The organism is Ramlibacter monticola, from assembly GCF_016722785.1.
GTDB classification, from domain to species: domain Bacteria; phylum Pseudomonadota; class Gammaproteobacteria; order Burkholderiales; family Burkholderiaceae_C; genus Ramlibacter; species Ramlibacter monticola.
The window spans coordinates 296,345-320,340 of sequence record NZ_JAEQNE010000002.1 but is presented as its reverse complement, the minus strand read 5'-3'; the positions used below and the strand labels follow the sequence as shown (position 1 = coordinate 320,340).

The 23,996-nt window shown below is 69.5% G+C and carries 23 protein-coding genes and 1 tRNA gene; 14 read left to right on the top strand and 10 right to left on the bottom strand.

Annotated elements, in window-relative coordinates:
- Window positions 1-16: 16 nt before the first annotated feature.
- The 4 genes from pal (at window position 17) to JJ685_RS09400 (ending at window position 2,269) form a co-directional block, all read left to right on the top strand.
- Window positions 17-556: a peptidoglycan-associated lipoprotein Pal gene (gene pal, locus JJ685_RS09415; RefSeq protein WP_201673992.1), complete on the top strand. Its 540-nt coding sequence runs from the start codon at window positions 17-19 to the stop codon at window positions 554-556.
- 5 nt (window positions 557-561) lie between these two features.
- The gene (gene ybgF, locus JJ685_RS09410) at window positions 562-1,347 is read left to right on the top strand and encodes a tol-pal system protein YbgF (protein ID WP_201673991.1); all 786 of its coding nucleotides are present in this window, start codon (window positions 562-564) and stop codon (window positions 1,345-1,347) included.
- 16 nt (window positions 1,348-1,363) lie between these two features.
- Entirely contained in the window at window positions 1,364-2,152 is a 789-nt protein-coding gene (locus tag JJ685_RS09405) for a tRNA threonylcarbamoyladenosine dehydratase (protein ID WP_201673990.1), read from the top strand.
- Window positions 2,153-2,193: 41 nt separating this feature from the next.
- Window positions 2,194-2,269 (top strand) — tRNA-Lys (locus JJ685_RS09400).
- 251 nt (window positions 2,270-2,520) lie between these two features.
- On the opposite strand, the gene JJ685_RS09395 is transcribed toward JJ685_RS09400, so the two are convergent.
- Both JJ685_RS09395 and JJ685_RS09390 read right to left on the bottom strand, forming a co-directional pair.
- Window positions 2,521-3,135, bottom strand: coding sequence for a hypothetical protein (locus JJ685_RS09395; RefSeq protein WP_201673989.1), 615 nt, complete (start codon window positions 3,133-3,135; stop codon window positions 2,521-2,523).
- 13 nt (window positions 3,136-3,148) lie between these two features.
- On the bottom strand, window positions 3,149-3,337 hold the full coding sequence (locus JJ685_RS09390; protein ID WP_201674769.1) for a hypothetical protein: 189 nt from the start codon (window positions 3,335-3,337) through the stop codon (window positions 3,149-3,151).
- A 319-nt stretch (window positions 3,338-3,656) separates the two neighbouring features.
- Here JJ685_RS09390 and JJ685_RS09385 point away from each other — a divergent pair, with 319 nt between their 5' ends.
- The gene (locus tag JJ685_RS09385) at window positions 3,657-4,286 is read left to right on the top strand and encodes a response regulator (protein ID WP_201673988.1); all 630 of its coding nucleotides are present in this window, start codon (window positions 3,657-3,659) and stop codon (window positions 4,284-4,286) included.
- 46 nt (window positions 4,287-4,332) lie between these two features.
- Here the strand turns inward: JJ685_RS09385 and JJ685_RS09380 are convergent, their stop codons facing one another.
- Window positions 4,333-4,791, bottom strand: coding sequence for a response regulator transcription factor (locus JJ685_RS09380; protein WP_201673987.1), 459 nt, complete (start codon window positions 4,789-4,791; stop codon window positions 4,333-4,335).
- A 379-nt stretch (window positions 4,792-5,170) separates the two neighbouring features.
- On the opposite strand from JJ685_RS09380, the gene JJ685_RS09375 reads away from it, so the two are divergent.
- A complete protein-coding gene (locus tag JJ685_RS09375) occupies window positions 5,171-5,890 on the top strand; it encodes a Crp/Fnr family transcriptional regulator (RefSeq protein WP_201673986.1) in 720 nt (239 codons plus the stop codon).
- A 128-nt stretch (window positions 5,891-6,018) separates the two neighbouring features.
- Here JJ685_RS09375 and allS read toward each other — a convergent pair whose 3' ends face one another.
- Both allS and JJ685_RS09365 read right to left on the bottom strand, forming a co-directional pair.
- A complete protein-coding gene (gene allS, locus JJ685_RS09370; RefSeq protein WP_201673985.1) occupies window positions 6,019-6,984 on the bottom strand; it encodes an HTH-type transcriptional activator AllS in 966 nt (321 codons plus the stop codon).
- A 69-nt stretch (window positions 6,985-7,053) separates the two neighbouring features.
- Window positions 7,054-8,280, bottom strand: a complete 1,227-nt coding sequence (locus tag JJ685_RS09365; RefSeq protein WP_201673984.1) for an amidohydrolase family protein — start codon at window positions 8,278-8,280, stop codon at window positions 7,054-7,056.
- Window positions 8,281-8,602: 322 nt separating this feature from the next.
- Here JJ685_RS09365 and JJ685_RS09360 point away from each other — a divergent pair, with 322 nt between their 5' ends.
- The 7 genes from JJ685_RS09360 to JJ685_RS09330 all read left to right on the top strand — a co-directional run bounded on the left by JJ685_RS09360 (window position 8,603) and on the right by JJ685_RS09330 (window position 17,901).
- The gene (locus tag JJ685_RS09360; protein ID WP_201673983.1) at window positions 8,603-9,637 is read left to right on the top strand and encodes a carbamate kinase; all 1,035 of its coding nucleotides are present in this window, start codon (window positions 8,603-8,605) and stop codon (window positions 9,635-9,637) included.
- 190 nt (window positions 9,638-9,827) lie between these two features.
- A complete protein-coding gene (locus tag JJ685_RS09355; RefSeq protein WP_201673982.1) occupies window positions 9,828-11,369 on the top strand; it encodes a xanthine permease in 1,542 nt (513 codons plus the stop codon).
- 10 nt (window positions 11,370-11,379) lie between these two features.
- Complete coding sequence (locus JJ685_RS09350; protein WP_201673981.1) at window positions 11,380-12,567, top strand: ankyrin repeat domain-containing protein; 1,188 nt, start codon at window positions 11,380-11,382, stop codon at window positions 12,565-12,567.
- 31 nt (window positions 12,568-12,598) lie between these two features.
- Complete coding sequence (locus JJ685_RS09345; protein ID WP_201673980.1) at window positions 12,599-13,576, top strand: DUF2877 domain-containing protein; 978 nt, start codon at window positions 12,599-12,601, stop codon at window positions 13,574-13,576.
- A gap of 22 nt (window positions 13,577-13,598) precedes the next feature.
- Complete coding sequence (fdrA, locus tag JJ685_RS09340) at window positions 13,599-15,140, top strand: acyl-CoA synthetase FdrA (RefSeq protein ID WP_201673979.1); 1,542 nt, start codon at window positions 13,599-13,601, stop codon at window positions 15,138-15,140.
- Window positions 15,141-15,144: 4 nt separating this feature from the next.
- Window positions 15,145-16,572: a YlbE family protein gene (locus JJ685_RS09335; protein WP_201673978.1), complete on the top strand. Its 1,428-nt coding sequence runs from the start codon at window positions 15,145-15,147 to the stop codon at window positions 16,570-16,572.
- Between the two features lie 351 nt (window positions 16,573-16,923).
- On the top strand, window positions 16,924-17,901 hold the full coding sequence (locus tag JJ685_RS09330) for a VTT domain-containing protein (RefSeq protein ID WP_201673977.1): 978 nt from the start codon (window positions 16,924-16,926) through the stop codon (window positions 17,899-17,901).
- A 280-nt stretch (window positions 17,902-18,181) separates the two neighbouring features.
- Here the strand turns inward: JJ685_RS09330 and JJ685_RS09325 are convergent, their stop codons facing one another.
- The 4 genes from JJ685_RS09325 to JJ685_RS29730 form a co-directional block, all read right to left on the bottom strand.
- Entirely contained in the window at window positions 18,182-18,421 is a 240-nt protein-coding gene (locus JJ685_RS09325; RefSeq protein ID WP_201673976.1) for a hypothetical protein, read from the bottom strand.
- A 129-nt stretch (window positions 18,422-18,550) separates the two neighbouring features.
- Window positions 18,551-20,770 carry a TonB-dependent receptor gene (locus JJ685_RS09320; RefSeq protein WP_201673975.1) on the bottom strand — a complete coding sequence of 740 codons (2,220 nt, stop codon included), beginning with the start codon at window positions 20,768-20,770 and terminating at the stop codon, window positions 18,551-18,553.
- A 63-nt stretch (window positions 20,771-20,833) separates the two neighbouring features.
- Window positions 20,834-21,478: a response regulator gene (locus tag JJ685_RS29735; RefSeq protein ID WP_236598858.1), complete on the bottom strand. Its 645-nt coding sequence runs from the start codon at window positions 21,476-21,478 to the stop codon at window positions 20,834-20,836.
- Window positions 21,475-22,455: a sensor histidine kinase gene (locus JJ685_RS29730; RefSeq protein ID WP_236598857.1), complete on the bottom strand. Its 981-nt coding sequence runs from the start codon at window positions 22,453-22,455 to the stop codon at window positions 21,475-21,477. Before JJ685_RS29730 ends, JJ685_RS29735 begins: the two co-directional genes overlap by 4 nt.
- Before the next feature lie 190 nt (window positions 22,456-22,645).
- Here JJ685_RS29730 and JJ685_RS09310 point away from each other — a divergent pair, with 190 nt between their 5' ends.
- On the top strand, window positions 22,646-23,545 hold the full coding sequence (locus JJ685_RS09310) for a hypothetical protein (protein ID WP_201673973.1): 900 nt from the start codon (window positions 22,646-22,648) through the stop codon (window positions 23,543-23,545).
- A 79-nt stretch (window positions 23,546-23,624) separates the two neighbouring features.
- Here the strand turns inward: JJ685_RS09310 and JJ685_RS09305 are convergent, their stop codons facing one another.
- Entirely contained in the window at window positions 23,625-23,990 is a 366-nt protein-coding gene (locus JJ685_RS09305; protein ID WP_201673972.1) for a SemiSWEET transporter, read from the bottom strand.
- Between the last annotated feature and the right edge of the window lie 6 nt (window positions 23,991-23,996).

Genomic DNA, 23,996 nt, shown 5'->3' with positions numbered 1-23,996 from the left:
GCAGGAGGTTTTCGGAATGAAGAAGCGTGTGTTCCTGGCTGTCGCACTCGCCGCGGCGCTGGCGGGCTGCGCCAGCGGCGTGAAGCTCGACGACGTCCCGGTCGACGACAAGCAGGCATCCGCCGTCACGCCGGGCGGCGCGACCGGCACGCCCCCGGCGGGCGCGACCAGCCGCGTCGCCCCCGTCGACGCCACCGCCGGCCAGAGCAACATCGCCGGCCCGAGCAACGTGTCGCGCATCGTGTACTTCGACTACGACAGCAACGTCATCAAGCCGGAATTCCAGTCGGTCATCGAGGCGCACGCGCGCTTCCTCAAGGCCAACGGTACCCGGCACGTGGTGATCGAGGGCCACACCGACGAGCGCGGCGGCCGCGAATACAACCTGGCGCTGGGCCAGCGCCGCTCGGAAGCCGTGCGCCGCGCGCTCGAACTGCTGGGCGTGAAGGACGCGCAGGTCGAGGCCGTGAGTTTCGGCAAGGAAAAGCCCGCGGCCAACGGCTTCGACGAATCCGCCTGGTCCCAGAACCGCCGCGCCGAGATCGCCTACCGATGATCGCCATGAACCGTTCCGCGCTTGCCGCCGCACTCGCCGCGGCCTCGCTGTTCACCGCTTCGGCGCAGGCCGCGCTGTTCGAGGACGACGAGGCCCGCCGCGCCATCCTGGAGCTGCGCCAGAAGGTGGAGCAGCAGCGCCTGGCCGCCGATGCCGCACGTCAGCAGCTGGCGGAGGACCTCAAGCGCGCGAACGAGGAGAACGCGGGCCTGCGCCGCAGCCTGCTGGAACTGCAGAACCAGATCGAGAGCCTGCGCACCGACCTGGCCCGCCTGCGCGGGACCGACGAGCAACTGGCCCGCGACCTCGCGGACGTGCAGCGCCGCCAGAAGGACATCGCCACCGGTGTGGAGGAGCGCCTGCGCAAGTTCGAGCCGGTGCAGGTGACGGTGGACGGCCGCGAATTCAACGCCGACCCCGCCGAGCAGCGCGACTTCGAGACGGCCCTGGCCGCGTTCCGCAAGGGCGACTTCCTGGCGGCGCAGACCGCCTTCGCCGATTTCCTGCGCAAGTACCCTGGCAGCGGCTACCGCCCCAGCGCACTGTTCTGGGTCGGCAACGCGCAGTACGCGAACCGCGACTACAAGGGTGCCATCGCCAACTTCCGCGCGCTGCTGCAGTCGGCCCCGGACCACCCGCGGGCGCCGGAGGCGGTGCTGTCGATCGCCAACTGCCAGATCGAGCTGAAGGAGAACGCGAACGCGCGCCGCACGCTCGACGAACTGGTCAAGGCCTACCCGCAGTCCGAAGCGGCCGTCGCGGCCCGCGAGCGGCTGTCGCGCCTGCGCTGAGTTCCGCACCGGGCGCATGACGCACCTGGACGAAGCGGCGGACCTGCAGCGGCGCTTCGGCGGGCTCGAACGGCTCTATGGCATGGAGGGCGCGGCGGCGATCCGCCGCAGCCACGTCGCCGTGGTCGGCATCGGCGGCGTGGGCTCCTGGGCCGCCGAGGCACTGGCGCGCAGCGGCGTCGGGGCGCTGACGCTGGTCGACCTGGACCACGTCGCCGAATCCAACATCAACCGCCAGATCCACGCGCTGGACAGCACCCTCGGCCAGGCCAAGGTGCTGGCCATGCGCGAGCGCATCGCGCAGATCCATCCCGGCTGCCGCGTGCACGCGGTGGAGGAGTTCGTCGAGCCGGAGAACTGGCCGCAACTGCTGCCCGCGGGGGTGGACGCGGTGATCGACGCCTGCGACGCGCTCAAGGCCAAGACGGCCATGGCGGCGTGGGCACGCGAGAAGAGGGCGCTGTTCGTCTCCTGCGGCGCCGCCGGCGGCAAGCGCCTGGCGCACAAGGTGGACGTGGACGACCTCGCGGCGACCACCCACGACCCGCTGCTCGCGCAGATGCGCTACCGCCTGCGCAAGTTCCACGGCGCGCCGAAGGAGGGCAAGCGCATCGGCGTCGCCTGCGTCTTCAGCCGCGAGGCGGTGGCGCCGCCCGACCCGTCCTGCGCCATCGAGGGCGACGGTTCGCTCAACTGCCACGGCTACGGCTCGGTGGTCAGCGTGACCGCGACTTTCGGCCAGTGCGCGGCGGGCTGGGTGCTCGATCGCATCGCGCTCGGGAAAGCCCGGCAAGTGACGCTATAATCGTGGGCTTTGCTGCTGTGTAAACAGCGGTGAAGCCGGTCGGGACGTTAGCTCAGTTGGTAGAGCAGCGGACTTTTAATCCGTTGGTCGCAGGTTCGAATCCTGCACGTCCTACCAGAAAGACCGCACCAGATAATGAAAGCCCGCTACAGAAGCTGTAGCGGGCTTTTTCGCTTCTTCGGGCGGTGACGGCCTGCTGGCAGCGCTGCGTCGCCCCGTAGCGCGGAGTTCTTCTCCTTGCGCGATGTGGCCTCGGGGATGGCCTGCGAGATGCGTCGGCGCGGTGCGCTGGGTGTCCGGCGCCTGCTTCACGGCCCGTCGCGAGTCAGGTCCGGATCGACACCGGACATCCTGCGAAATGAAGCGGCTCAGCGCGCCGCGCGGCCGTAGCTGAATTCGGAGAATGCGGTCACGCTGTCCGCCTTGGTCCAGACGCCCACGGCGCCCGGGCCGGCGATGTGCGCGTCGCGCATGTCGATGTAGCGCGTGCCGTCCAGCCACACGGCGATCTGGTCGCCGGCGAACTCCACGCGCAGAGTGTGCGGCTGGCCCCGGGCGACCGGCGCGTCCACGTACTTGAGCGTCTTGCGCGAGCCGTGCTCGGTGTAGTACAGGGACACGTTGTTCTCCAGGGCGTTGGCGCGTGCTACGTAGTAGTTGTCGCCGTCCTTCCAGCGCCAGACCACGCCACCGGCCTGGTCCTGGCGCCCCGAGATCGGTTGAAAGCGCGCCTCGACGAAGCCGTCCGCGACGGCGGTGCCGCTGCGCACGCACCAGGGAAAAGTGCCGTTGCCGCTTTGCAGCAGCACGCGCCCTCCGGCCTGGCCCGGCTCCACCGTCCAGCGGGGGCTGCCGTGCCCGGTCACGCCGCAGGTCCAGCCGGCGGGCGCGGCACCGGTGGGCTCGCTGTCGAAGCGGATGGATTGCGCGCCCACCCAGGCCGCGGCGGTGGCAGCTGCGATGCCGATGATGGATTGCTTCATGGGGACCCTCCCTTCAGGGATGAGCGACAGGGGGATGGGCCGGCAGGCCGATCACGGCTGCGGCGACGGAGCCCACCAGGGCGACCGGCCTCCCGAATCCGAGCGTGCCCAGCCGCAGCATGCAGGCGACGAGTTGCCAGAGGCTGGAGGGAGACGCGGCCCAGGTGGTCGACGTTCCACTGGCGAAGGAGGCATGGTACAAGTCAAGCTCCTATCCGGGCGCATGGCCCCGATCAGGAACAGAACTTGGACGCCGCGGCGTCTTGAAGCGGGGAGCCTGCTCGTTTCCCCGACGGCCATTCTAGGATGCGAAAGGCTCGATTGCCAATGGCGCGGTCGGCTCCATCGAGATGCATCCTGCGAAGACCACGGCAAGCCTGACAAGAGGAGCCCCTGCCTTCCGCGGCGACGGCGCCCCGTCCCACAGCCTCGAGCTCAGCCTGGGCCCAAAGTGCAACCCGGCCCGCTGACGGTTTCCTATTCCAGGCTTCCGGTCGAACAGGCACGGAAGAGGGAACACCATGATCAATATCGGCATCGTCGATGACCACGCCATCGTGCGGGCGGGGCTGAAGGACTACCTCTCGCAGCACGTCGACTTGCGCGTGGTGGGGGAGGCCAGTTCGGGGCGCGAGGCGATCGATCTCGTTCGAGACACTCCGATGGACGTGCTCGTGATGGACCTGTCGATGCCGGGCCAGAGCGGCATCGATGCCATCGCGATGATCCGCGCCAAGGCGGCGGACCTCGGCATCCTCATCCTCTCGGGCTATCCGGAGGAGTACTACGCGATGAACCTGATACGCCAGGGCGCGAGCGGGTATTTGAACAAGGACTGCGCACCGACCGAGATCGTGACGGCGATCCGCACGGTTTCGCTGGGCCGGCGCTATCTCTCGGCGGCCGTGTCGGAGCTCCTGGCCAACCACCTCACGAGGAAGGATGGCCCGGCCCACGAATCCCTCTCGGAGAGGGAATTCCAGGTGTTCCTGAAACTGTCCCGGGGCCAGACGACGAGCACGATCGCGACGGACTTGTCCCTGAGCGTGAAGACGGTCAGCACCTACCGCAGCCGACTGATGGAAAAGATGGACCTGTCTTCGAACAGCGACCTGACCTACTACGCCGTCAAGAACAACCTGATCCAGTGAGCCGCCGGATTCGTCGCTTCACTCGAGCGACGTTGCAGCGCGCGGTTCAGGGCTTCTTCTCGCTGTCCGTCATCTGCCGCAGGATGCTCTGCGTCCCGGCGCCCGAGCGCGCTCCCGGCGCGGTTTCGCCCACCTCGCCCTCGGCGCCGTGCGCCGCCGCCGGCGTGGTCAGCAGCCGGTCCAGCGCGCTCGCGAGTTCCGACGGATTGACCGGAGCGGCCAGCAAACCGTCGGCCCCCGATTCCTGCGCCGCGACGGCGTCGGACTCCTCGATGCGAATCGCCGACATGTGGATCACCGGCAGGCGCGCAGTCGAACGACGCGCCCGCAGCAGGCGACACACTTCCAGGCCGTCCAGGTCGGGCAGGTGGATGTCGAGAACCACCGCGGAAACGAACTCGCTCAGCTCCAGCGCCTCCGCGCCGCTGGACGCTTCGACGGTGTGGTAGCCGCAGGCGCGGAGCGACCGCGCGACCGAATATTTCGTGGCGGCGTTGTCATCCACGACAAGGACGCTATGCGACTGTCGGAACGCTGCGGGACCCATCGGGGTCGGGGAAGCAATGGAAAACACGATGTGCGAATGGTCCTACACCGCCGATCCCGCGTCTGTACGGCACCGGACATTGCTCACCGTACGTTACCGGACAGACGCTGATGTACAGGCGTGGTACAGCGCGTCCATGAGCCCGCATCCTGCGCTCGACGGGGTCACGCCTGGCGCGGCTGCACGGCGGCACCGTGTCCGCCTGCAGCCCGGGCGTTGGCCCGGGCAGCGTGTTCACCGTGCGCTGCCGTCCGTCCACGCACCCGAGCCTGCGAATGTTTTCCTGCGCTGTTGGGGTGCAGCCCTCCGTCCGATAGCGTACAAAGCCTGTGCCCCCATGCAGAACGCCCACGATCCCCGCCGCAACCGTCTGCTCGCCTCGCTCCCTCCGGACGTCTGGCAACGGTGGGCCACCTTGCTGGAGCCCTTTACCCTTTCGCTCGGGGAGGTGCTGTACGAGGCGAATACGACGATGAGGCACGTCTACTTTCCGACGACGGCCATCGTGTCGCTGCTGTACGTCATGGAGAACGGCGCTTCGGCCGAGATTGCCGTCGTGGGCAAGGAAGGGCTCGTCGGGATTTCGCTGTTCATGGGCGGCGGGTCCACGCCGAGCCGCGCGGTCGTGCAGAGCGCCGGGCAGGGCTTTCGCATCCGTGCCGATGTCGCCTACCGCGAGTTCAATGGCTGCGAACCGGTGATGCACCTGTTGCTCCGCTACACCCAGGCGCTCATCACCCAGATGGCGCAGACCGCCGTCTGCAACCGGCATCACTCGGTGGACCAGCAACTGTGCCGCTGGCTCCTCCTGAGCCTGGATGCGCTGGAGGGCAACGAGTTGACGATGACCCACGAGCTGATCGCCAACATGCTCGGCGTGCGGCGGGTCGGCGTGACGGAAGCGGCGATGAAGCTGCAGGCTGCCGGCGCCATCCGCTACTCGCGCGGTCGGATCTCGGTGCTGGATCGCTCCAAGCTGGAGCGGATGACCTGCGAGTGCTACGGCGTGGTGAAGCGGGAATACGTGCGCCTGCTGCCGCCGCGCGAAGCCACTTGAACGCCCTCGTTGGGACATCGACCAACAACGCGAGCCGCCACAACGTGCCGATCCGTTCGGGAGGGTGAAGCACGCCGCAGGCGTCGCGCATGCGGAGTCCGCTCGCGCCGGTCGACGCGATGCCGGGCTCAGGGATTCGGAGGGCGCTCGGCTGCAGCGGAATCCAGGGCGGCGCAGAACTGCGCGGCCAGGCGATGCCCGCTGGCGAACAGGCTCCGCACATAGCTGCTCACCTGACCGGCACCCTGGCGCCGCCAGGCCAGTGCCAGGGGCGAAGGCGAGCGCTCGGCGTTCACCATGCGCTCCACCAGCAGTCCCGGATACTTGCCCGCACGCAAGCTCCGCGCTGGCAGGAAGCCCACGCCCAGGCCGCGCAGGTGGCACTCGATCTTGGCATGCAGGTCCGGCACGATCAGTTCCTGCTGGCCCGGCAGCCTCCAGGCGATGCGCTTGCTCAGGTGTTGCGACGTGTCTTCCACGTTGATCGCCGGATACCTGCGCAGTTGCTCGTCCGAAAGGGGTTCGTCGAGCGCGGCCAGCGGATGATCCTTCGCGACCACGAAGACCCAGTTCACCACGCCCAGCGGTTCGGTCAGGAAGTCGTCGTTGATCGTGTGGAAGCCCGGCACGCCGATGGCCAGGTGGGCGCCGCCGTGCATCAGTTCGTCCCAGACCCCCATGTACACCGCCCGCGTGACCTTGAACGCGGTGTGGGCAAAGCGCGCGTGCAGGTCCACCAGCAGGTCCGCGACCGCGTCCGCGTCATAAAGCACGTTGTTGACGACCAGCGTGAACTGCGGCTCGATCCCGTCGCCGACCTGCTTGAGTTCCTCGGGCAGGGTCTCCAGCCATTCGAAGATCTGGCTGGCCTTCTCCAGCAGCAACTCGCCCGATGCGGTGAGTTCCACCGAGCGGGTGGTGCGCTCGAACAGCGGCACACCGATGCTGTCCTCGAGGGTCTTGATCCGGTAACTGACCGCCGACGTGGTCTTGTGAAGCACCTCCGCCGCCGCCGAGAAACTGCGCAACTGCGCCACGGCGACGAAGGTCCGCAGCGATTCGGGAGGAAGCTTTGGCTGGCGCGAGAGCGACATGGGCGGACAGCTAGCCGCGCGACCGCGACTCCAGCGGCCAATGATACCCGCGGGGATTCGCGCCGGCGTTCAGAAGCAGAACTCCGTCGTGCATTCCGATTGCGCCACGACGCGCCCCCGCTTGACGACGAACTTGCGCACCGGCAGGTCGATGATCGCGCGCGCCACCGAACGGGTGTCGAGCAGCACGCAGTCCGCCTCGCGCCCCACGACGATGCCGTAGTCCGGCAGCCGCAGCGCCCGCGCGGGATTCGTGGTCAGCATGGGCAGCACGGTGGCGAGATCGTCGGCCCCGCCCAGGTGGCAGGCAGGCACGGCCAGCATCGCGACCTGGAACAGGTCGCCGTTGCCGAAGGGCGTGAACGCATTGCGGATGTTGTTGGTCGCGAGGCACACGTTGACGCCGCCGTCGCGCAGGGCCCGCACGGGGGTGAGGGCGCGGCGGACGTTGCTGCGATCCTGCCGGCCGCCGAGATGCAGGTCCGTCGCCGGCAGGCACATCACGGAAATGCCGGCATCGCGCAGCAGCGCGATGATTTCGTCGCGTCGCTGCGGCTCGACGGCGCCCAGCGCGGTGAGGTGGCCGACGCTGACCCGCCCTTCGTACCCCGCAGCGATGGTCTGGCGCGCCACTTCCTCGATGGACATCCCCTGCGCGTCGTCGCTGAAGTCCTGGTGGAAGTCGAGGTCCTTGTCATGTTCGCGCGCCAGCCTGAAGACCCACGCGATGTGCTCGCGCGCGTCGCTGTCGTTGTAGGGGATGGCCCCGACGACGTCGGCGCCTTTCGCCATTGCCTGCGCCATCATCGCGTCCATCCCGGGGAGTTTCAGGATGCCTTCCTGCGGGAAGGCCACCACCTGGATGTCGATGACGTCCCGGAACTCGCGCTTGAGCGCCAGCACGGCATCGAGCCCGGTGAAGCCCTGGACGGGGTCGAATTCGGCATGGGCCCGCACGTGCGTGGTGCCGTTCGCGACCAGCATGCGCAGCACGCGGCGGGCGCGAGCATCGATGTCCTCGCGCGTGAAGGTCGGCTTGAGCGCGGCCGACACGGTGAGGGCCTCGGCGAGCGTGCCCGAGCGGTTCGGCATGCGCTCCATGACCAGCGCCTTCTCCAGGTGCAGGTGGCTCTCGACGAGTCCCGGGACCAGCACCCGGCCATCGGCATCGACCTCACGCGAGGCCCGCGTGTCGGGCAAGCCCGGCGCGATCGCTGCGAAGCGGCCGCCGGAAATCGCCACGTCCATGAGCGGCGCTTCGTCGGTCAGGCAGGCGCGGCGGAAGATCAGGTCCATCGGTGTCCTTCTGCAGTTGCGGCGGCTTTCGTGCGCGAGCTTCCATTGTCGTTCCCCGGCAGGCACGGCCTCAGCGAATTGCGATAGATCAAGAGATCCCGAAAACGCCGCGGACCGGTTTCGACAATCCGAGCAGCGCGCGCGTTGGCCTGTCCTTCGCCTGCGGGCCGGCGCGAGCGGCCCGAGCGGGCAAGCCCCGCGGCAGGGGCGGCGTCTTCCATTGTTGAAGCGTTTCGCACAAACGAGGCGAGAGCGACTTCCACAATCCATTTCATCCCGTCATTCCGCGCCATCCAGTGCGTTCCTTGGAGATCTTTTCGACATGCAAGCGTCCCTCGACATTCCGCGCCGACTGATCGTCGCCGTAGGCGGCAATGCCATCGATCCGGCCGGCAGCCGCGGCACGCCGGAGGAACAGAAGGCCATCGCCGAAGCCACGGCGAAGACCATGCTGCCCCTGCTGGAGCTGGACAACCAGCTGGTGATCGTGCACGGCAACGGGCCGCAGGTCGGCAAGCTGCTGCTGGCCAATGCGGCCGCACAGGACCGGGTTGCGCCGCAGTCGCTCGACATCCTCGTGGCGCAGACCCAGGGCGCGCTGGCGTACATCCTGTCACAGGCCTTCGAGAACGCCCTGCGCGAGGCGGGCAATCCGCGTCACGTGGTGGGACTGGTGACGCAGGTCGAAGTCGATCCCAAGGATCCCGCGTTCGCCAACCCGACCAAGCCGGTCGGCCCCTTCTTCAGCGAAGCCGAGGCCCGGAAGCTGGCGAACGAACTGGGCGTGACCGTCCAGGAAGATTCAGGCCGAGGCTGGCGCTATGTCGTGCCGTCGCCCAAGCCACGGCACGTCTGCGACATCTCGCTGGTGGAGTCGCTGATGTGCACGCGCACGGTGGTGATCGCCGGCGGCGGCGGCGGCATTCCGGTGGTGCGCGACGAAGAGGGCCGCCGTCACGGTGTCGAGGCGGTCATCGACAAGGATCTCACCACCGCCGTCATGGCCAACGTGCTGGGCATCCGCGACATGATGATCCTCACGGCGGTGCCGCGGGTGGCGATCCATTTCGGCACGCCGCAGCAGCAGGAACTGGAGCAGGTCAGCGCATCGGACATGCGCCGCTACCTGGCGGAAGGCCATTTCCCCGCCGGCAGCATGGGACCGAAGGTGGAGGCCGCGTTGCGCTTCCTCGACGCCGGCGGCCGGCGCGTGATCGTCACCAGCCTCGACACAGCCGTCCCTGCACTCAAGGGCGAGACCGGCACCCACATCGTGCCCGATCACGTGATGGCGCAACAGGCCGAAAGCGACGCGGCGCAGCCCGCGCGCAATGGACTGCTCAGGCGCGTGGCCTGAACCGGCAAAAGACTTTCAACAAACGGGCCGGCATTGATGAAGGACTCTGAACTGTCCCGCCGGGTTGACCGGTGTCAGCCGCCCGCACCTCCGCACATCGAATACTGGCCGCCGGCCCTCGGGTGAACCTCGAACCGCCTGCGACACATCGGAATCCTTGATTTTTCAACAACCACTCTAGGGTCGCATCATGACCAAGAATCCAATCTGGAAAAAGGGTGACTGGGCAGCCTACTTCGGGCTGTTCACGAACAACCTCACGAACCTGCTGACCATGATCGGCCTGCTGCTGTTCGTGGTGGGCCTGCCGAAGGACATGGTGCTGGGACGCATCGCACCCGCCTTCGGCCTCGCGATCATGGCCGCATCCGTGGCCTATGCCTGGTTCGCCCGGAAGCTGGCCAGGGAAACGGGCCGCCTCGACGTCACCGCGCTGCCCAGCGGGCCGAGCGCACCGTCGATCTTCACGGTGACTTTCCTGGTCCTGATGCCCGTGTACCAGGCCACCAAGGACGCCGAGTTCGCGCTCAAGATCGGCCTGGTCTGGTGCTTCTTCGAAGCCATGATCCTGGTGGCCGGTTCGTTCCTCGGCGAGACGATCCGCCGCATGGTGCCCCGCACCGTGCTGCTGTCGTGCCTGGCGGGCCTGGGCCTGATGCTGCTGGCGATGAACCCGATGCTGCAGGCCTTCGAGGCGCCCACCGTGGCCTTCGTGGTGATGGTGCTGATCTTCATCAACTGGTTCGGCAAGTCGCCCATCTTCGCCAAGATCCCCACGGGCCTGCTGCTGCTGGCCGTGGGCACCGGGCTGGCCTGGGCGTCGGGGATGCAGTCGCCCGAGGCGATCACCGCCGCGCTGGGACAGGCCGGCTTCAACCCGCCGACTCCGCACATCAGCAACTTCATCGACGGCATCCCGTTCGCGCTGCCGTACCTCGCCTCCGCCGTGCCCCTGGGCCTGGCCAACTACGTGTTCGACCTGGAAAACATCGAGAGCGCGCACGCGGCCGGCGATCCCTACCCGACGCGCAAGGTGATGCTGGTCAACGGCCTGGCCTCCACGCTGGGCGCCATGTTCGGCAACCCCTTCCCCGTCACGGTGTACGTGGGCCACGCCGCCTGGAAGTCGATCGGCGCCGGCACCGGCTACACCCTGGCCAGCGGCTCCAGCATGTTCCTGGTGGGCCTGTTCGGCCTGGGCGCCTTGCTGCTCGCGGTGATCCCGATGGCGGCGATCGCCCCGATCCTGATCTACATCGGCATCGTCACCTGCAACCAGGTGGTGCGCGAGACCCCCAAGATCGAAGTGCCGGTGATCTTCATCTGCTTCTTCCCCTGGATCGCCAACTGGGCGCTCACCACGGTCAACAACGTACTGGCCGTGGCCGGCACCTCCGCCGGGAAGCTGGGCGCCGCCGCGCTCGCCAAGAAGGGCGTGTACATCACCGGCCTGCAGGCCCTGGGCAACGGCGCCCCGCTGGCCAGCCTGCTGTGGGGCTGCATCGCGATCTTCGCGATCCTGAACCAGCCGCTGCGCGGCGTGATCGCCGCCCTGGTCGCTGCGCTGCTCACGTACCTCGGCTTCATCCACGCCCCCACGGTGGGTCTGGGCCAGCCCGCATCCATGTTCCTGGTGTACGGCTACCTCATGGTCGCCGGCCTGTTCGGCCTCAAGCACGTTCTCGACCGCAAGGACGCGACCGTGCCGGCCGGCGCCGCGACGGCCAAGTAAGGGATTCACCATGACCGAGCAAGTCAAGTCGGCGGCGCTGATTGCCGCCGTGGAGCGCGAGGACGCCGCCGCCGTGGCCGAGTGCCTGCGCGCCGGCGCCCCGGCGGACAGCCGGGGCAGCGAAGGCCGCACCGCGCTGATGATCGCGACCCAGAGGAATAACCTGGCGATCGCGCGGCTGCTGGTGGAGGCGGGCGCGGACGTGAATGCCCGCGACAACGTGCAACTCACGCCCTTCATCTGCGCCGGCGCCAACGGCTTCCACGAGATCCTCGCCCTAGCGCTGGGCGCCGGCGCGGAGCGCGGGAGCGTCAACCGCTTCGGCGGCACGGCGCTCCTGCCTTCCAGCGAGAAGGGCTACCTGCGCACGGTGCAACTGTGCGTGGACGCCGACCTCCCGATCAACCATGCCAACCACCTGGGCTGGTCCGCCCTGCTGGAAGCGGTGATCCTGGGCGACGGGGGCCGGCTCTACACGGACATCGTCGACGTGCTGGCTTCGGCTGGCGCCGACGCGCAACAGCGCGACCGCGACGGCAAGTCTTCCCTGGAGCACGCGCGCGCGCTGGGCCAGTCGCGAGTGGTCGACATCCTCTCCGGCCGCAATCCGCTCGACGCGCTGTCGCCGGCGCTGCGCCAGGTGCGCCACCTGATCCGCCGCTACGACTACGCGGCGGCGCTGCGTGCGCTGGCCGTGGCGAGCCCGGAGACCGAGGACGTCTGCGACCTGCACTACTACCGCGGCTACACGCTGGCCGAATTGAAGCGCTACGACGAGGCCCTCGATGCGTACCGCAGCGCGCTCGCGCTGCGGCCGCAGGCCATCGAGTTCCGCTTCTACACGGCCAACTGCCTGCGGCTGATGAAGAAGCCCGAAGAGGCGCTGCGCGAGTACGACCTGGCGGTGGCGGCGCAGCCGCAACTGGCCTTCCATCGCTACCACAAGTCGAACTACCTGCGCGAGCTCGGGCGCCACGAGCAGGCGATCGCCGAGATGGAGATCCTGCTGTCGCAACAGCCGCGGCGCTACGACTTCGCCTTCCACCTGGCCAACAGCCTGCGTTCGCTGGGCCGGCATGGGGAAGCCATCGAGGCCATCGAGCGCGCGATCGCCGTCGATCCGGTCAACCCGCTGTACCAGAACCACAAGTCGCAGTCGCTGACGCTGCTGGAACAGCAGGCGAGGGTGGCCGCCTGAGCGGCCCGGCACCACGCGACGCGAGCCTTCCATGCGACCCTCCGAGCCAATCCAGCCCACCGCCACCGGCGTCCTGCAGGCCAGGTCGACCGATGCGGCGCTGCTGGCCCGGCTGGCCGCTTGCGGCTGGCGCGGGCGGGTGCACAGCGTCTTCACGCGCACCCTGAATCTCGAAACGCCCACCGGCACCCTCGTCACCCTGGCCGGGCGCGACTGCGACAACGCCCCGGATACCGTGGTGGTGGACGCACCCGGGTTCACGCGCTTCGAAGTCGCCGCGGGCGACGTCGTGACCGCCAGCCGAGCCGGCATCGCGATCGCGCAGCGGCTGCACGTGCGGTTCGACGGCACCCTCCGCTGGCGGGGCGATCCGCCGCCATGGCCGATCGACGCCGGTGTCCTGCGCAGCAACCTGGGATTCGTCCACGCGCGGCTCCTCGCGGCCGGCACGCCGGGAGGCATGCTGGCTGCGGCGGGAGCGGCGGACGCCTGGACGGCCGAAGTCGCCCGCTTGCTGGCGGCGCGCGCCGAGCAGGTGCGGCTCAGCCTGTTGCGTGGCGACGAAGTCGCATTCCGCGCGCACGCGGCCTCGCTCATCGGACTCGGCCCGGGGCTCACGCCCTCGGGCGACGACTTCCTGGTCGGCCTGTTCGCCGCCCTGCACCTGGACGGCCCGGGCGTGCGCTTCGCACCGCTGTGCGACGCGATCGTGGTGGAGAGCGCAGGCGCGACCAACGCGGTCAGCCTGGCCGCGCTGCGCCATGCGGCGCACGGCCGGGTGCGCGAGTCGATCCGGCAACTGCTGTGGGAACTGACGCAGGGCACCCCGGCGCAAGCTGCGGCGGCGCTGCAGCCCGTGCTTGCGATCGGCTCGACCTCCGGCACCGACATCGCCGCCGGCATCCTGTGCGGTGCCGGCATCCATCTGGCGCCCGCGGCATCGACGCGGACGCAGCTTTCATGTGTTCCCGCACCGGCCGTGCCGGCGGCGGCGCACGCACCTTCTTGAATACCCCGCAGGAGATTCCTTCATGCCAGTCAAAGTCCTGATCAGGAAAAACACATATGTCGACTCGGTGAGCCTGATGGCGCTGTCCACCCAGGCCAACCAGGTGGAGGGCGTCGAGCAGGCGGTCGTCGCCATGGGCACCGAAATGAACAAGGGCGTGCTGCGCAACGTCGGCCTGCTCGTACCCGAAGTGGAAGCCGCTGGCGTGGGCGATCTCATGATCGTCGTCAAGGCGGCTACCGAGGCGCGCTGCGAGCAGGCCCTGGCGGACATCCAGTCCCTCTTCGGCAAGCGCAACAGCGCGAAGTCCGGCACTGGCGTGACGTACGCGACGCTGGACAGCGCCGTTCAGAACGTCCCCGAGGCCAACCTGGCCATCGTCTCGGTGCCGGGCGAGCATGCCGCCCGCGAGGCGCGCAAGGCACTGGAGCACGGCCTGAACGTCATGATGTTCAGCGACAACGTCAGCATCGAAGACGAGGTGGCGCTGAAGAACCTCGCCCACGACAAGGGACTGCTGATGATGGGCCCCGACTGCGGCACCGCGATCCTGGGCGGCGTCGGCCTGTGCTTCGCCAACAACGTGCGTCGCGGCAACATCGGCATCGTCGGCGCCTCCGGCACCGGCAGCCAGGAAGTGAGCGTCCGGATCCACGACTTCGGCGGCGGCATCACGCAGATGATCGGCACCGGCGGCCGGGACCTGTCGGAGAAGGTCGGCGGCATCATGATGATCGACGGCCTGCGGGCGCTTGCCCGCGACGAGGAGACCCGCGTCATCGTGCTGGTGTCCAAGCCGCCGGCGAAGAGCGTCGAGAAGAAGGTGCTGGCGGAGATCGCCGGCTGCGGCAAGCCGGTCGTGGTCTGCTTCCTCGGCGGCTCCGAAGGCGCCGTGCTGGAGGCCGGCGGCCACTTCGCCAAGACGACCAAGGAGGCCGCGCTGAAGGCCGTGATCCTGGCCGGGCGCAACGAGAGCGAGATCAACAAGCGCGCGCTGAACCTGCCGCTGATCGCCGAGACCCGGGCGAAGCTGGCCCCCCAGCAGCGCTACATCCGCGCCCTGATGTGCGGCGGCACGCTGTGCGACGAGATGATGCACCTGGCGCTGGAGAAGTACCCCAACGTGTACAGCAACATCGCGAAGAAGGCGGAGCACAAGCTGGCCGACGTGGAAAAGAGCGTGGACCACACCTTCATCGACTTCGGCGACGACGACTTCACGCGCGGGCGCCCGCACCCCATGATCGATCCGTCACTGCGCATCGAACGCTTCCTGCGCGAGGCCGCCGATCCGTCCGTGGGCGTGATCGTGCTCGATTTCATCCTGGGCTTCGGCTCGCATCCGGATCCCGTCGGCGTCACGCTGCCGGCCATCCGCCAGGCCAAGGAGGCGGCGGCGCGCGAAGGCCGCCACCTGGAGATCCTGGGCTACGTGCTCGGCACCGACAGCGACACCCCGTCGCTGGCCGAGCAGACGCAGAAACTCGCGGACGCGGGCGTGACCATCGCCAGCAGCTGCACCAACTCCGGGCTGCTGGCCCGTGGTTTTGTCGAAAAGGAATGACGTCATGAGCATCGAGAAACTGTTCAAGGGAATCAACGCGATCAACGTCGGCATCGAGATGTTCAAGGACGACGTCGTGCGCCAGGGGGCGGCGGCGGTGCACCTGGACTGGCGTCCGCCGGGCGGCGGCAAGCCCGCGGTGATCGCGGCGCTCGACGCGCTGGCCGATCCCGTGCTGGCGCGGCGCATCGAAGCAGCCAACGCGGATGCGGTGCGTCGCATCTTGCAGGCGCACCCGGTTCTGGTCGGCTTCGGCCGGGCCATCGACGTGGTGCCCGGCATGACGAAGACCACCATCCTGCATGCCGGCCCGCCGATCACGTGGGAGCGCATGAATGGCGCGATGAAGGGCGCCGTCACCGGCGCGCTGGTGTTCGAGGGCCTGGCGCGCGACATCGAGCACGCCAAGGAAGTCGCGGCCTCCGGCGCGATCACCTTCTCGCCGTGCCACGAGCACGACTGCGTGGGCTCGATGGCCGGCGTCACGTCCGCCTCGATGTACATGCACATCGTGAAGAACAAGACCCACGGGAACGTCGCCTTCACCAACCTGTCCGAGCAGATGGCCAAGATCCTGCGGATGGGCGCGAACGACGAGAGCGTGATCGCCCGGCTGAACTGGATGCGCGACGTGCTGGGGCCCATGCTGGCGGCGGCGATGAAGCGCGCCGGCGAGATCGACCTGCGCCTGCTGCTGTCGCAGGCCCTGCACATGGGCGACGAGTGCCACAACCGCAACCAGGCGGGCACCTGCCTGCTGATCCAGGCGCTCACGCCCCACATCCTGGAGACCGATTTCCCGGTCGAACAGAAGCGCCAGGTGTTCGACTTCGTCGCCAGCAGCGACTACTTCTCCGGCCCGACGTGGATGGCGCTGTGCAAGTGCGCGCTGGATGCGGCGCACGGCGTTCCGTACAGCACCATCGTCACGACCATGTGCCGCAACGGCGTGGAGTTCGGCATCCGCGTGAGCGGCATGGCGGGCCACACCTGGTTCACGGGCCCGGCGCAGAAGGTGATCGGTCCGCTGTTCGCCGGCTACAAGCCGGAAGACTCGGGGCTCGACATCGGCGACAGCGCGATCACCGAGACCTACGGCATCGGGGGCTTCGCCATGGCGGCCGCCCCGGCGATCGTCGCCCTGGTGGGTGGCACCATCGACGAGGCCGTCGGCTTCTCCATCAAGATGGGCGAAATCACCACCACCGAGAACCCGAACGTCACCATTCCGTTGCTGAGCTTCAAGGGCGTGGCCACCGGCATCGACATCCGCAAGGTGATGCAAAGCGGCATCCTGCCGGTGATCAACACGGCCATCGCGCACAAGGAACCCGGCATCGGCATGATCGGCGCGGGCATCACGTATCCGCCCACCGACTGCTTCGAGAAGGCGGTCGTGGCGTTCGCGCAGAAGTTCGGTACGGCGGATTGAGTCGCGCGGAGGGCGACCGCCCTTCGGGCACGCGGCAGCCTCCTGCGCGCCTCGGAGGAGACGACGCGCTCGCCTTCGGCACGAATGCCGCCGGGCGTTCTACGGTCGGGCTTCGCGCCCTCCCGCGCCGCCTTCAGTGCGGCGACCCGCGGGTCTGCTGACCTTCAATCCGTGGGTCGCAGGTTCGATTCCTGCGCGTCCTGCCAAGCCCCACAAGGGAATGGCGCTGCCTGGTCGGTAGCGCCATTTTTTTTGTGCGGGAGCACGCCAATGGAAGTCAATCCCTGCCGGCCGTAAGTGAATCGCCCGGCGGACGTTCCGCACGCCCTCGGGCACCGCAGAATCCGTCGGATGTGGGACTTCTCCACGTTCTTCCCGGGGCACGGCGTGCTTGCCGTGTCGATCGCCTTGTTCCTCAAGCGCATGGGCGTGCCGATCCCGGCGTTTCCCCTGCTGCTGCTCCTCGGTGCCCAGGTCGCCGGGGACGGGCTGCTGGCCGCGATGGCGCTTGCCGGGCCCACGCTCGCGTCGGTGCTGGCCGATACCGCGTGGTTCGCGGCCGGTCGTCGCTACGGCCGCGCGATGCTCGGGCTCATGTGCCGCATCTCCGTGTCTCCAGGCACCTGCATCCGTCGCAGCGAACTCAGCTTTGCGAAGCGCGGCGAAACGGCGGTGCTGCTGGCGAAGTTCATTCCAGGCGTGGCCGGGCTCGCGCCGCCGCTGGCCGGCGCCCTCGGCATGCGGGCGGGTCGCTTCACCATGCTCAATCTGGTCGGGACCGTCCTCTGGACCGGTGCCGGCCTGGCCCTGGGGCTCCTGTTGTCCCGTGAGGTCCAGCTGGCCCTCGGGTGGGTGCAGCGGCTTGGGACCGCGGCGCTGCCTCTCCTCGGTGCCGTGCTCGCGCTGTACGTCGCATGGCTGGTGACGCGCCGGGTGCTGGCATCGCGGGCGGCGAGCCGGGCCCCGCGGATCCAGCCGCAGGAACTGGCGGAACGCATCGCGCGCGGAGAGTCCATCCTCCTGGTCGACGTGCGGGGACCGGCGGACCTCGTTCTCGATGTGCGGCTCCCGGGCTCCCTGCACGCGCCGCTGGGAAGCGCAACGTTCGACGGCCTGGCTGCCGTGCAGGGGCACTCGCAACTGGTGACGTACTGCGACTGCCCGGACGACGCGACCGCTGCACGCGCGGCGCTGGAACTCGGTCGCCGCGGGCTGCCGGTGCGCGTCCTGGCCGGCGGGTTCGACGCGTGGCGCGCGGCGGGCCTGCCGCTGGATCCCCCGCAGGCGCCCTTGCCGCAACCGGGGGCCGACGCGGCCGTCGCGCTGTAGCAGGTGCGATGCGGGGGAAGCCGGCCCGTGGAGTTTCGGACCCGATGACGCAAAGACAGACGCGCCTGGCCCGGTCCCTCGCCGCGAACGACAGCGCGGTGGGGACGGCCCAGGACTTCGTCGTGGACGGGGGCGGGACGTGAGCGTCGTGACGCTCGCGGTCGATGCGGGCAACCGCCTGGGCGAGTGCGCCCTCTGGTGCGAGCAGTCGCAGTCTTTCTGGTGGCCCGACATCGAGGGCTCGAAGATCTGCCGGCTGCAGGCCGACGGCGGCGTGCGCCTAATGATGCACGGCGGGCGCGGCCGGCAATCCGAGCCTGCGTCGCAAGGCGTCCTCGTACTCCCAGTCCGCGGCGCAGTCGGTGTCGCAGAACAGGCGGTCTTCGATGCCGTCGCTGTTGCCGCAGTTGTGGCAGGAACCGATGGCACGCAACACGGAACTGCGACCGCGTTGGGCCGCGAGTGCGTCGGTCAGGTGGCGCTGCTCGGAATCGAATGCGAGGTCTGCTTCGTCGGCCATGGAATCCTCCGCGTGCTGATGCGGGCATTGTTCGACCGGTCCGCGCGCGCAGGGGTGTTCAGCTTGCCGAGGCAGGCGTAGGACGCCTGCCTGAGGTTGTGCCAGCCACGGAGGCGGGCTGCGCGTTCCCTAGTCCCAGGTGTAGCGCACGCCGGCGAAAGCGGTCCGCGGCGCGGCGGGGCCGATGAAGCGGGCGGGCTGCGGCTGCTCGCCGGGGGGCAGCGTCCGGCCGGCGGGAAAGAAGTCGAAGTTGCCGGCCCCCGAGGTCGCGTAGTGCTTGTCGGCCAGGTTGTTGACGCGCAGCCAGGCCTCCCACCCGCGGGCGAACAGCCAGCTCGCGCGGGCGTTCACCACGCCATAGCCGGCCACCTTTCCCAGTTCGGGCCGGTTGCCGCTCTCGTTGCCGGCCACCACCTGGTCGCTGGCCGCCAGCAGGTCCAGCCCCAGCCGCAGCTGCGGCAGCGCGCGCCAGCCCAGGGCCAGCTTGGCCACGTGCCGCGGCATGCCCGCCATGCGCGTGCCGGGCCGGAAGGTGTTGGGCGCTTCGTCGGTGCTCAGGGGACCGGGCAGCACGCCGCTGGACTGGTAGGTGGCCTCCAGGTAGCCGTAGCTCGCCATCCAGTCCCACGTGCCGTGCCGGCCCTGCGCCGCGAGCTCCAGCCCCTGCCGCCGCGTCCGGTCGACGTTGGTGAAGAAGCCGGCCTGCGACACGCCGGAGCGCACGAAGATGATGTCGTCGCGGTTGTCCGTCCGGTAGAACGCAGCCGACCATTCGATGCCGCGGGCCACGCGCCCGCGCACCCCGGCTTCGAGCGTGCGGCTGACCACCTGGCGCAGGAAGGGGTCGGCCTGCAGCCCGGTTGGCAGGACGCAGGGCTGGGCCGGGTCGGCGCAACCCAGTTCCAGCGCGGTGGGCACGCGGTTGCCCTGCGCCGCGTTGCCGAACAGGGCGAGCCCGTCGCGCACGACGTAGCTCGCGCCCAGCGCCGGGTTGAGCCGGCTGTAGCGGAAGGATTCGGTGACGGGCGGCGTGGGCTGGCCCAACTCGTTCTCGACGCGCACCGCGTTCCAGCGCAGGGAGGGCGTGAGCTGCGCCTGCGACGACAGCGTCACGATGTCGGCAGCGAAGAGCGCGTAGCGCTTCGTGCGTCCTTGGAGCGCGACCTCGTGAACTTCCGGCGCGCCTGCGACCGGCGTCGCATTGCGGTCGGCATCGAACACGGCCTCCTGGGTGAACTGGTCGTGCTGCAGCCGGCTGGCCGCCAGTTCGGCGCCCAGCGTGATCTCGTGGATTCCATGGATGCGGTTCCATTGCAGCCCCAGGCCGGCCTCCTCCTGGCGCGAGTGGCTGCGGTTGAAGACCGCGGGCGGCGGGCTCAGCGACACGCCCGCGTCCTCGATCTCCGCGATGTCGCCGGTGCTGCCGTCGCGCCGGCTGCTGCGCAGCCACGCCTGCAGCGCGAGGGTGCTCTTCGCATCCAGCGCATGGAGGCCCTGGAAGGTGAGCAGCGTGTCGCGGTTGCGCGAGGGGTCGGGCGAGGTGTAGACCGCGCGCCAGTCGACCGCGGCCAGGGAGTCGTTGAGCAGGCCCAGGCCGGAGAGCTTGCTGCCCGCCACCAGCAGGCTCACGCTCCAGTCGGTGTCCGCCTGCTGCCGGCCGTACTTCAGGAACACGTTGGCCAGCTGTCCCTCGGAGCGATCGCGCCAGCCGTTTTCGTCGAACAGGGTCGCGGCCGCGAACAGGTGCGAGCCGTCGTCGTTGCGCCGCCCCTGGGCGAAGTCCAGCCGCTTGCGCTGGCCGCTGCCGAAGGAGAACTCCACTTCACCGCCGGGATGCGTGCGGCCGGACTTGGTGCTCATCACCAGCGCGCCGGCCAGCGTGTTCAGGCCGTACAGCGGGTTGGAGCCGGGCACCAGCACCAGGTCCGCGATGGCCGCTTCCGGCAGCAGGTCCCAGCTGACGATGTCGCCGAAGGGCTGGTTCATGCGCACGCCATCGAGGTACAGCGAAAGGCCCTGCGGCGTGCCGAGCAGCGGCGACAGGCGTTGGCCGCGGTAGGTGATGTCCACCTGGAACGGACTGCCCTGGACGTCGCTGGCCACCACGCCCTGCAGCCGCCGGTTCATGAAGTCCGGCAGGTTGGAGCCGCCCGCGTCGCGGATTTCGTTCCCGTCCGCCTGCTGGGCATTGCCGGGATAGCGATCGCGCGAGATGCCGAACCCCGGCAGCGGCGCCTGCCGGATCACGCGCACCTCGGGGAGGGTCGGCGCATCCTGGGCGGAAGCGGAACCCGCGACGGCGCAGACGAAGGGCAGGACGAGGCGGCGGCTCAGCGGTGGGGTCGTCATCCCGCGGAGCCTATCCGTACGGGCCGCCGGACCAAGGGAGGATTTCCCGCCCCGGCTCCGGAGTCACCCTAGACCCGGCGCCGGCGACTCGATCAGGCCGTGGCGCAATGCGAGGTGCACCAGCGCCGCCGGGGTGGCGACGCCCAGCTTGTCGCGGATCTGCGACTGGTGGTTGGCCACCGTCTTGGCGCTCAGGTTCAGCAGCCGGGCGATGTCGGCGACGGTGCGCCCCTGGGCGAGCAGGCGGAAGGTCTCGTGTTCCTTGCCGGTCAGCGTCGCGAGGCGGCGGGCATCCTCCGCCATCGCCGTGCGGCGCTGCACGATGTCGGCGCTCAGGTAGATGCCGCCGGCGTGCACCGCGCGCACGGCCTGCACCAGCACCTCCGGCTGGCTGCTCTTGGTCACGTAGCCGCGCGCGCCGGCTTCCAGGGCCCGCTGCGCCACCAGCGCGTCCTCGTACATGCTGAACACGAGGCAACGGGCGTCCGGCGCGCGGGCCGCGATCCGCATCAGCAGGCTCATGCCGCCCGCACCGCGCATCGAAAGATCGACCACCGTCACGTCGGGCGCGCATTGCAGCCAGAGGCGATGGCCTTCGTCGGCCTCCTCGGCCTCGCCGACCACGCGCAGGTCGTCGCTGCGTTCCAGGAAGCGCCGGTAGCCTTCGCGGACCACGGCATGGTCGTCGACCAGGAGGATGCGGATCAAGCGGTCGACTCCTCGAAGTCCGGCCGGGCCGCCTGCGGCGCCGGCACCCGGACTGCCACGCGCAAGCCGCCGCGCGGCGAGGGGGCCAGGTCCAGGCTGCCCCCCAGCACGCCCACCCGTTCCGCCATCCCGACCAGGCCCAGGCCGCCGGAGGGCCGGCCATGGGCGAGGCCGCGGCCGTCGTCGTCGACGGTCATCAGCAGGGCGCGTCCATCCTGCGCCGCCCCCAGCACGAGCTGCACCCGGCCCGCGCGGGCGTGCTGGGCCACGTTCGTCAACGCCTCCTGCGCCACCCGGTAGAGGGCCACCCGGGCCTCGTCGACCAGGCCTTCGCAGCCGGGATCGACCTGCACGTCGCACGCGATGCCGTGGCGCTGCGACCATCCGCTGGCCAGGGCCCGCAGGCTGGCCTCCAGGCCCAGGGCGTCCAGCACCGGGGGCCGCAGGCGGGTGAGGATGTCGCGCACGACCCCGTGCAGGCGGTCGACGGCCTCGCGGATCGCACGCGCGCCGTCGATGACGCCGGGCAGCTCGCGCGAGCGCGCCTCGTCCTCGATGCCGGCGGCCTCCACCCGGATCGCCACGCAATCCTGCGCCAGTTCGTCGTGCAGTTCGCGGGCGATGCGGCTTCGTTCGTCCTCCTGCAGGCGCAGCAGCTGCCGCGCGAGCTCGCGGTTCTGCTGCACCGCGAGCTGCATCGCCGCCTCCAGCTTCAGCCGGGCCTGCATTTCGCGCGAACGCTCCCGCAGCCGCCGCCAGCCGAACCAGGCCAGGCCGGCGCAGAGCACCAGCAGCGCCAGGGGCAGCTCGTCGAGCTGCCAGGTCTCGTGGCGCCGGGTCCAGCTGGCGACGCGTTCGGAGAGCTCCACCCGGGCGGCAAGGACGAAGAACAGCACCGTGACGGCCAGGACCGCGAACACGTCGGCCAGCGCGCGGGTGCGCGGGAGGGGGCTCGCAGGGGCCGGGGTGTTCTGCAAGGGGGGACTCGGTGGCGACGGGTGCCCGGATCTTGCAGTCCGGTTGCCGCCGCCGCGATTGGGGGCTTCCCGCGTCGGCGCCTCCGTTCCACGGGCCCGGACTCCGCGCTGCGCTCTTGTCCGACAAGGCCCCTGCGGTGCGGCATCAACAATCCCTGCGCGGTGCACGCCGCATTCGGGAGAAGAGAAGATGCCCACGAACAAGAGCTGTCTCGCCACTGCGGTGTTCCTCCTGGCGGCCGGCGCGGCGCAGGCGCAGGCCCAGACCCAAACCCCGGGGTCCACCACCGGCCCCACCACGCGCGGGGACCGGCAGACCCAGATCACGACCCAGGTTGAGCGCAACGTCCCGCGTTCGCAGCGCACCAATCCGCCGGCGACCAGCCGCTTCCGCCCCGCGGACCCGGTGGGCGGCGAAGACCGGCCCGACGTGCTGCTGGACATCCCCAACGTGTCCGTCGACGAAATCAAGCTGGACGTGGAGAACTTGCAGGCGCACGTGTCGCTCGACGCGCGGGTTGCCAACCTGGTGCGGATCGCGGCCGGCGTGGACGCCAGCATCGACAAGGTCCACCTGGAGATCAAGGGCGTGCAGGCGACGGCACTGCTGATCGTACGGCTGGAGAACGTGCGCGAGATCATCACCAAGACGCTGGACACGCTGAGCAGCAACCCGCAGCTCGTCGACCGTCTGCTGCAGACCGTCGACAACACGGTGGGCACCGTCGGCAGCGTGGCCAACACGGCGCTGCAGCCCGGCGGCGTGATCTCGCAGACCGTCAACACCCTGGGCCAGACCGTCACGCGCACGGTGGACACGGCGGGCAACCTGCTGGAACGCACCGTGGACACCACGGGCCGGGTGCTGAACTCGCGCACGGTGGGCAAGGCGCTCGACCTGCCGGTGGTGCGTGAAAGCACCAACACGGCCGGCCAGGTGGTGCGGCAGGTGCGCGATACCGGCGGCACGCTGCTCGAACTGACGCTGAACAGCGCGGGACAGGTGGTGAATTCGCGCGTCCTGAATCAGGCGGGCGCGAGCACCCAGCCCGGCACGGCCCCGGCCGCACCGGCCGCACCGGCACGTTAGCTGCGCCGCATCTGCACGGAGCGGGGAGGCGGCCGCTTGCGTCGGGCCGAGGCGGCTTTGCCAGCGGGAATCCAGGGGCCTAGCGTGCGGCCCGGGCGACGCGCGGCCTCGAAGCCTCGCGCGCCTGCCCGTCTCCGGCAGAACGCACGGTAGTGCCTTGGGCAGGCCCGTCCGCTTCGTGCTGTTTCTTCTTGCCGTAGCGCAGCTTCATCACGAGCACCGCGCACGCCAGCACCAGGGTGACGGAGTTGGCGATCATCATCGGCACCTCGCCCAGCACGATGCCGTAGGCCAGCCACACGGCCACGCCGACGGTGAACACGCTGTACATCCTGGCCGAGATGCCGCTCACGTCCTTGGTGCGGAAGCAGCGCCAGGCCTGCGGGACGAAGGAAACGGTGGTCAGGGTGGCGGCGAGGTAGCCGAGAACGTCGGAGAGCTCCATGGCAGG

Excerpts from the sequence above, each read along its gene's own strand:
- JJ685_RS09375 (WP_201673986.1), top strand. The coding sequence starts at position 5,171 with ATGCAGAACGCCCACGATCCCCGCCGCAACCGTCTGCTCGCCTCGCTC.
- JJ685_RS09360 (WP_201673983.1), top strand. The coding sequence starts at position 8,603 with ATGCAAGCGTCCCTCGACATTCCGCGCCGACTGATCGTCGCCGTAGGC.
- JJ685_RS09310 (WP_201673973.1), top strand. The coding sequence starts at position 22,646 with ATGCCCACGAACAAGAGCTGTCTCGCCACTGCGGTGTTCCTCCTGGCG.
- JJ685_RS09395 (WP_201673989.1), bottom strand. The coding sequence starts at position 3,135 with ATGAAGCAATCCATCATCGGCATCGCAGCTGCCACCGCCGCGGCCTGG.
- JJ685_RS09385 (WP_201673988.1), top strand. The coding sequence starts at position 3,657 with ATGATCAATATCGGCATCGTCGATGACCACGCCATCGTGCGGGCGGGG.
- JJ685_RS09345 (WP_201673980.1), top strand. The coding sequence starts at position 12,599 with ATGCGACCCTCCGAGCCAATCCAGCCCACCGCCACCGGCGTCCTGCAG.
- JJ685_RS09405 (WP_201673990.1), top strand. The coding sequence starts at position 1,364 with ATGACGCACCTGGACGAAGCGGCGGACCTGCAGCGGCGCTTCGGCGGG.
- JJ685_RS09325 (WP_201673976.1), bottom strand. The coding sequence starts at position 18,421 with ATGGCCGACGAAGCAGACCTCGCATTCGATTCCGAGCAGCGCCACCTG.
- JJ685_RS09305 (WP_201673972.1), bottom strand. The coding sequence starts at position 23,990 with ATGGAGCTCTCCGACGTTCTCGGCTACCTCGCCGCCACCCTGACCACC.
- allS (WP_201673985.1), bottom strand. The coding sequence starts at position 6,984 with ATGTCGCTCTCGCGCCAGCCAAAGCTTCCTCCCGAATCGCTGCGGACC.
- JJ685_RS09365 (WP_201673984.1), bottom strand. The coding sequence starts at position 8,280 with ATGGACCTGATCTTCCGCCGCGCCTGCCTGACCGACGAAGCGCCGCTC.
- JJ685_RS09330 (WP_201673977.1), top strand. The coding sequence starts at position 16,924 with ATGTGGGACTTCTCCACGTTCTTCCCGGGGCACGGCGTGCTTGCCGTG.
- fdrA (WP_201673979.1), top strand. The coding sequence starts at position 13,599 with ATGCCAGTCAAAGTCCTGATCAGGAAAAACACATATGTCGACTCGGTG.
- JJ685_RS09335 (WP_201673978.1), top strand. The coding sequence starts at position 15,145 with ATGAGCATCGAGAAACTGTTCAAGGGAATCAACGCGATCAACGTCGGC.
- JJ685_RS09320 (WP_201673975.1), bottom strand. The coding sequence starts at position 20,770 with ATGACGACCCCACCGCTGAGCCGCCGCCTCGTCCTGCCCTTCGTCTGC.
- JJ685_RS09355 (WP_201673982.1), top strand. The coding sequence starts at position 9,828 with ATGACCAAGAATCCAATCTGGAAAAAGGGTGACTGGGCAGCCTACTTC.
- ybgF (WP_201673991.1), top strand. The coding sequence starts at position 562 with ATGAACCGTTCCGCGCTTGCCGCCGCACTCGCCGCGGCCTCGCTGTTC.
- JJ685_RS09350 (WP_201673981.1), top strand. The coding sequence starts at position 11,380 with ATGACCGAGCAAGTCAAGTCGGCGGCGCTGATTGCCGCCGTGGAGCGC.
- pal (WP_201673992.1), top strand. The coding sequence starts at position 17 with ATGAAGAAGCGTGTGTTCCTGGCTGTCGCACTCGCCGCGGCGCTGGCG.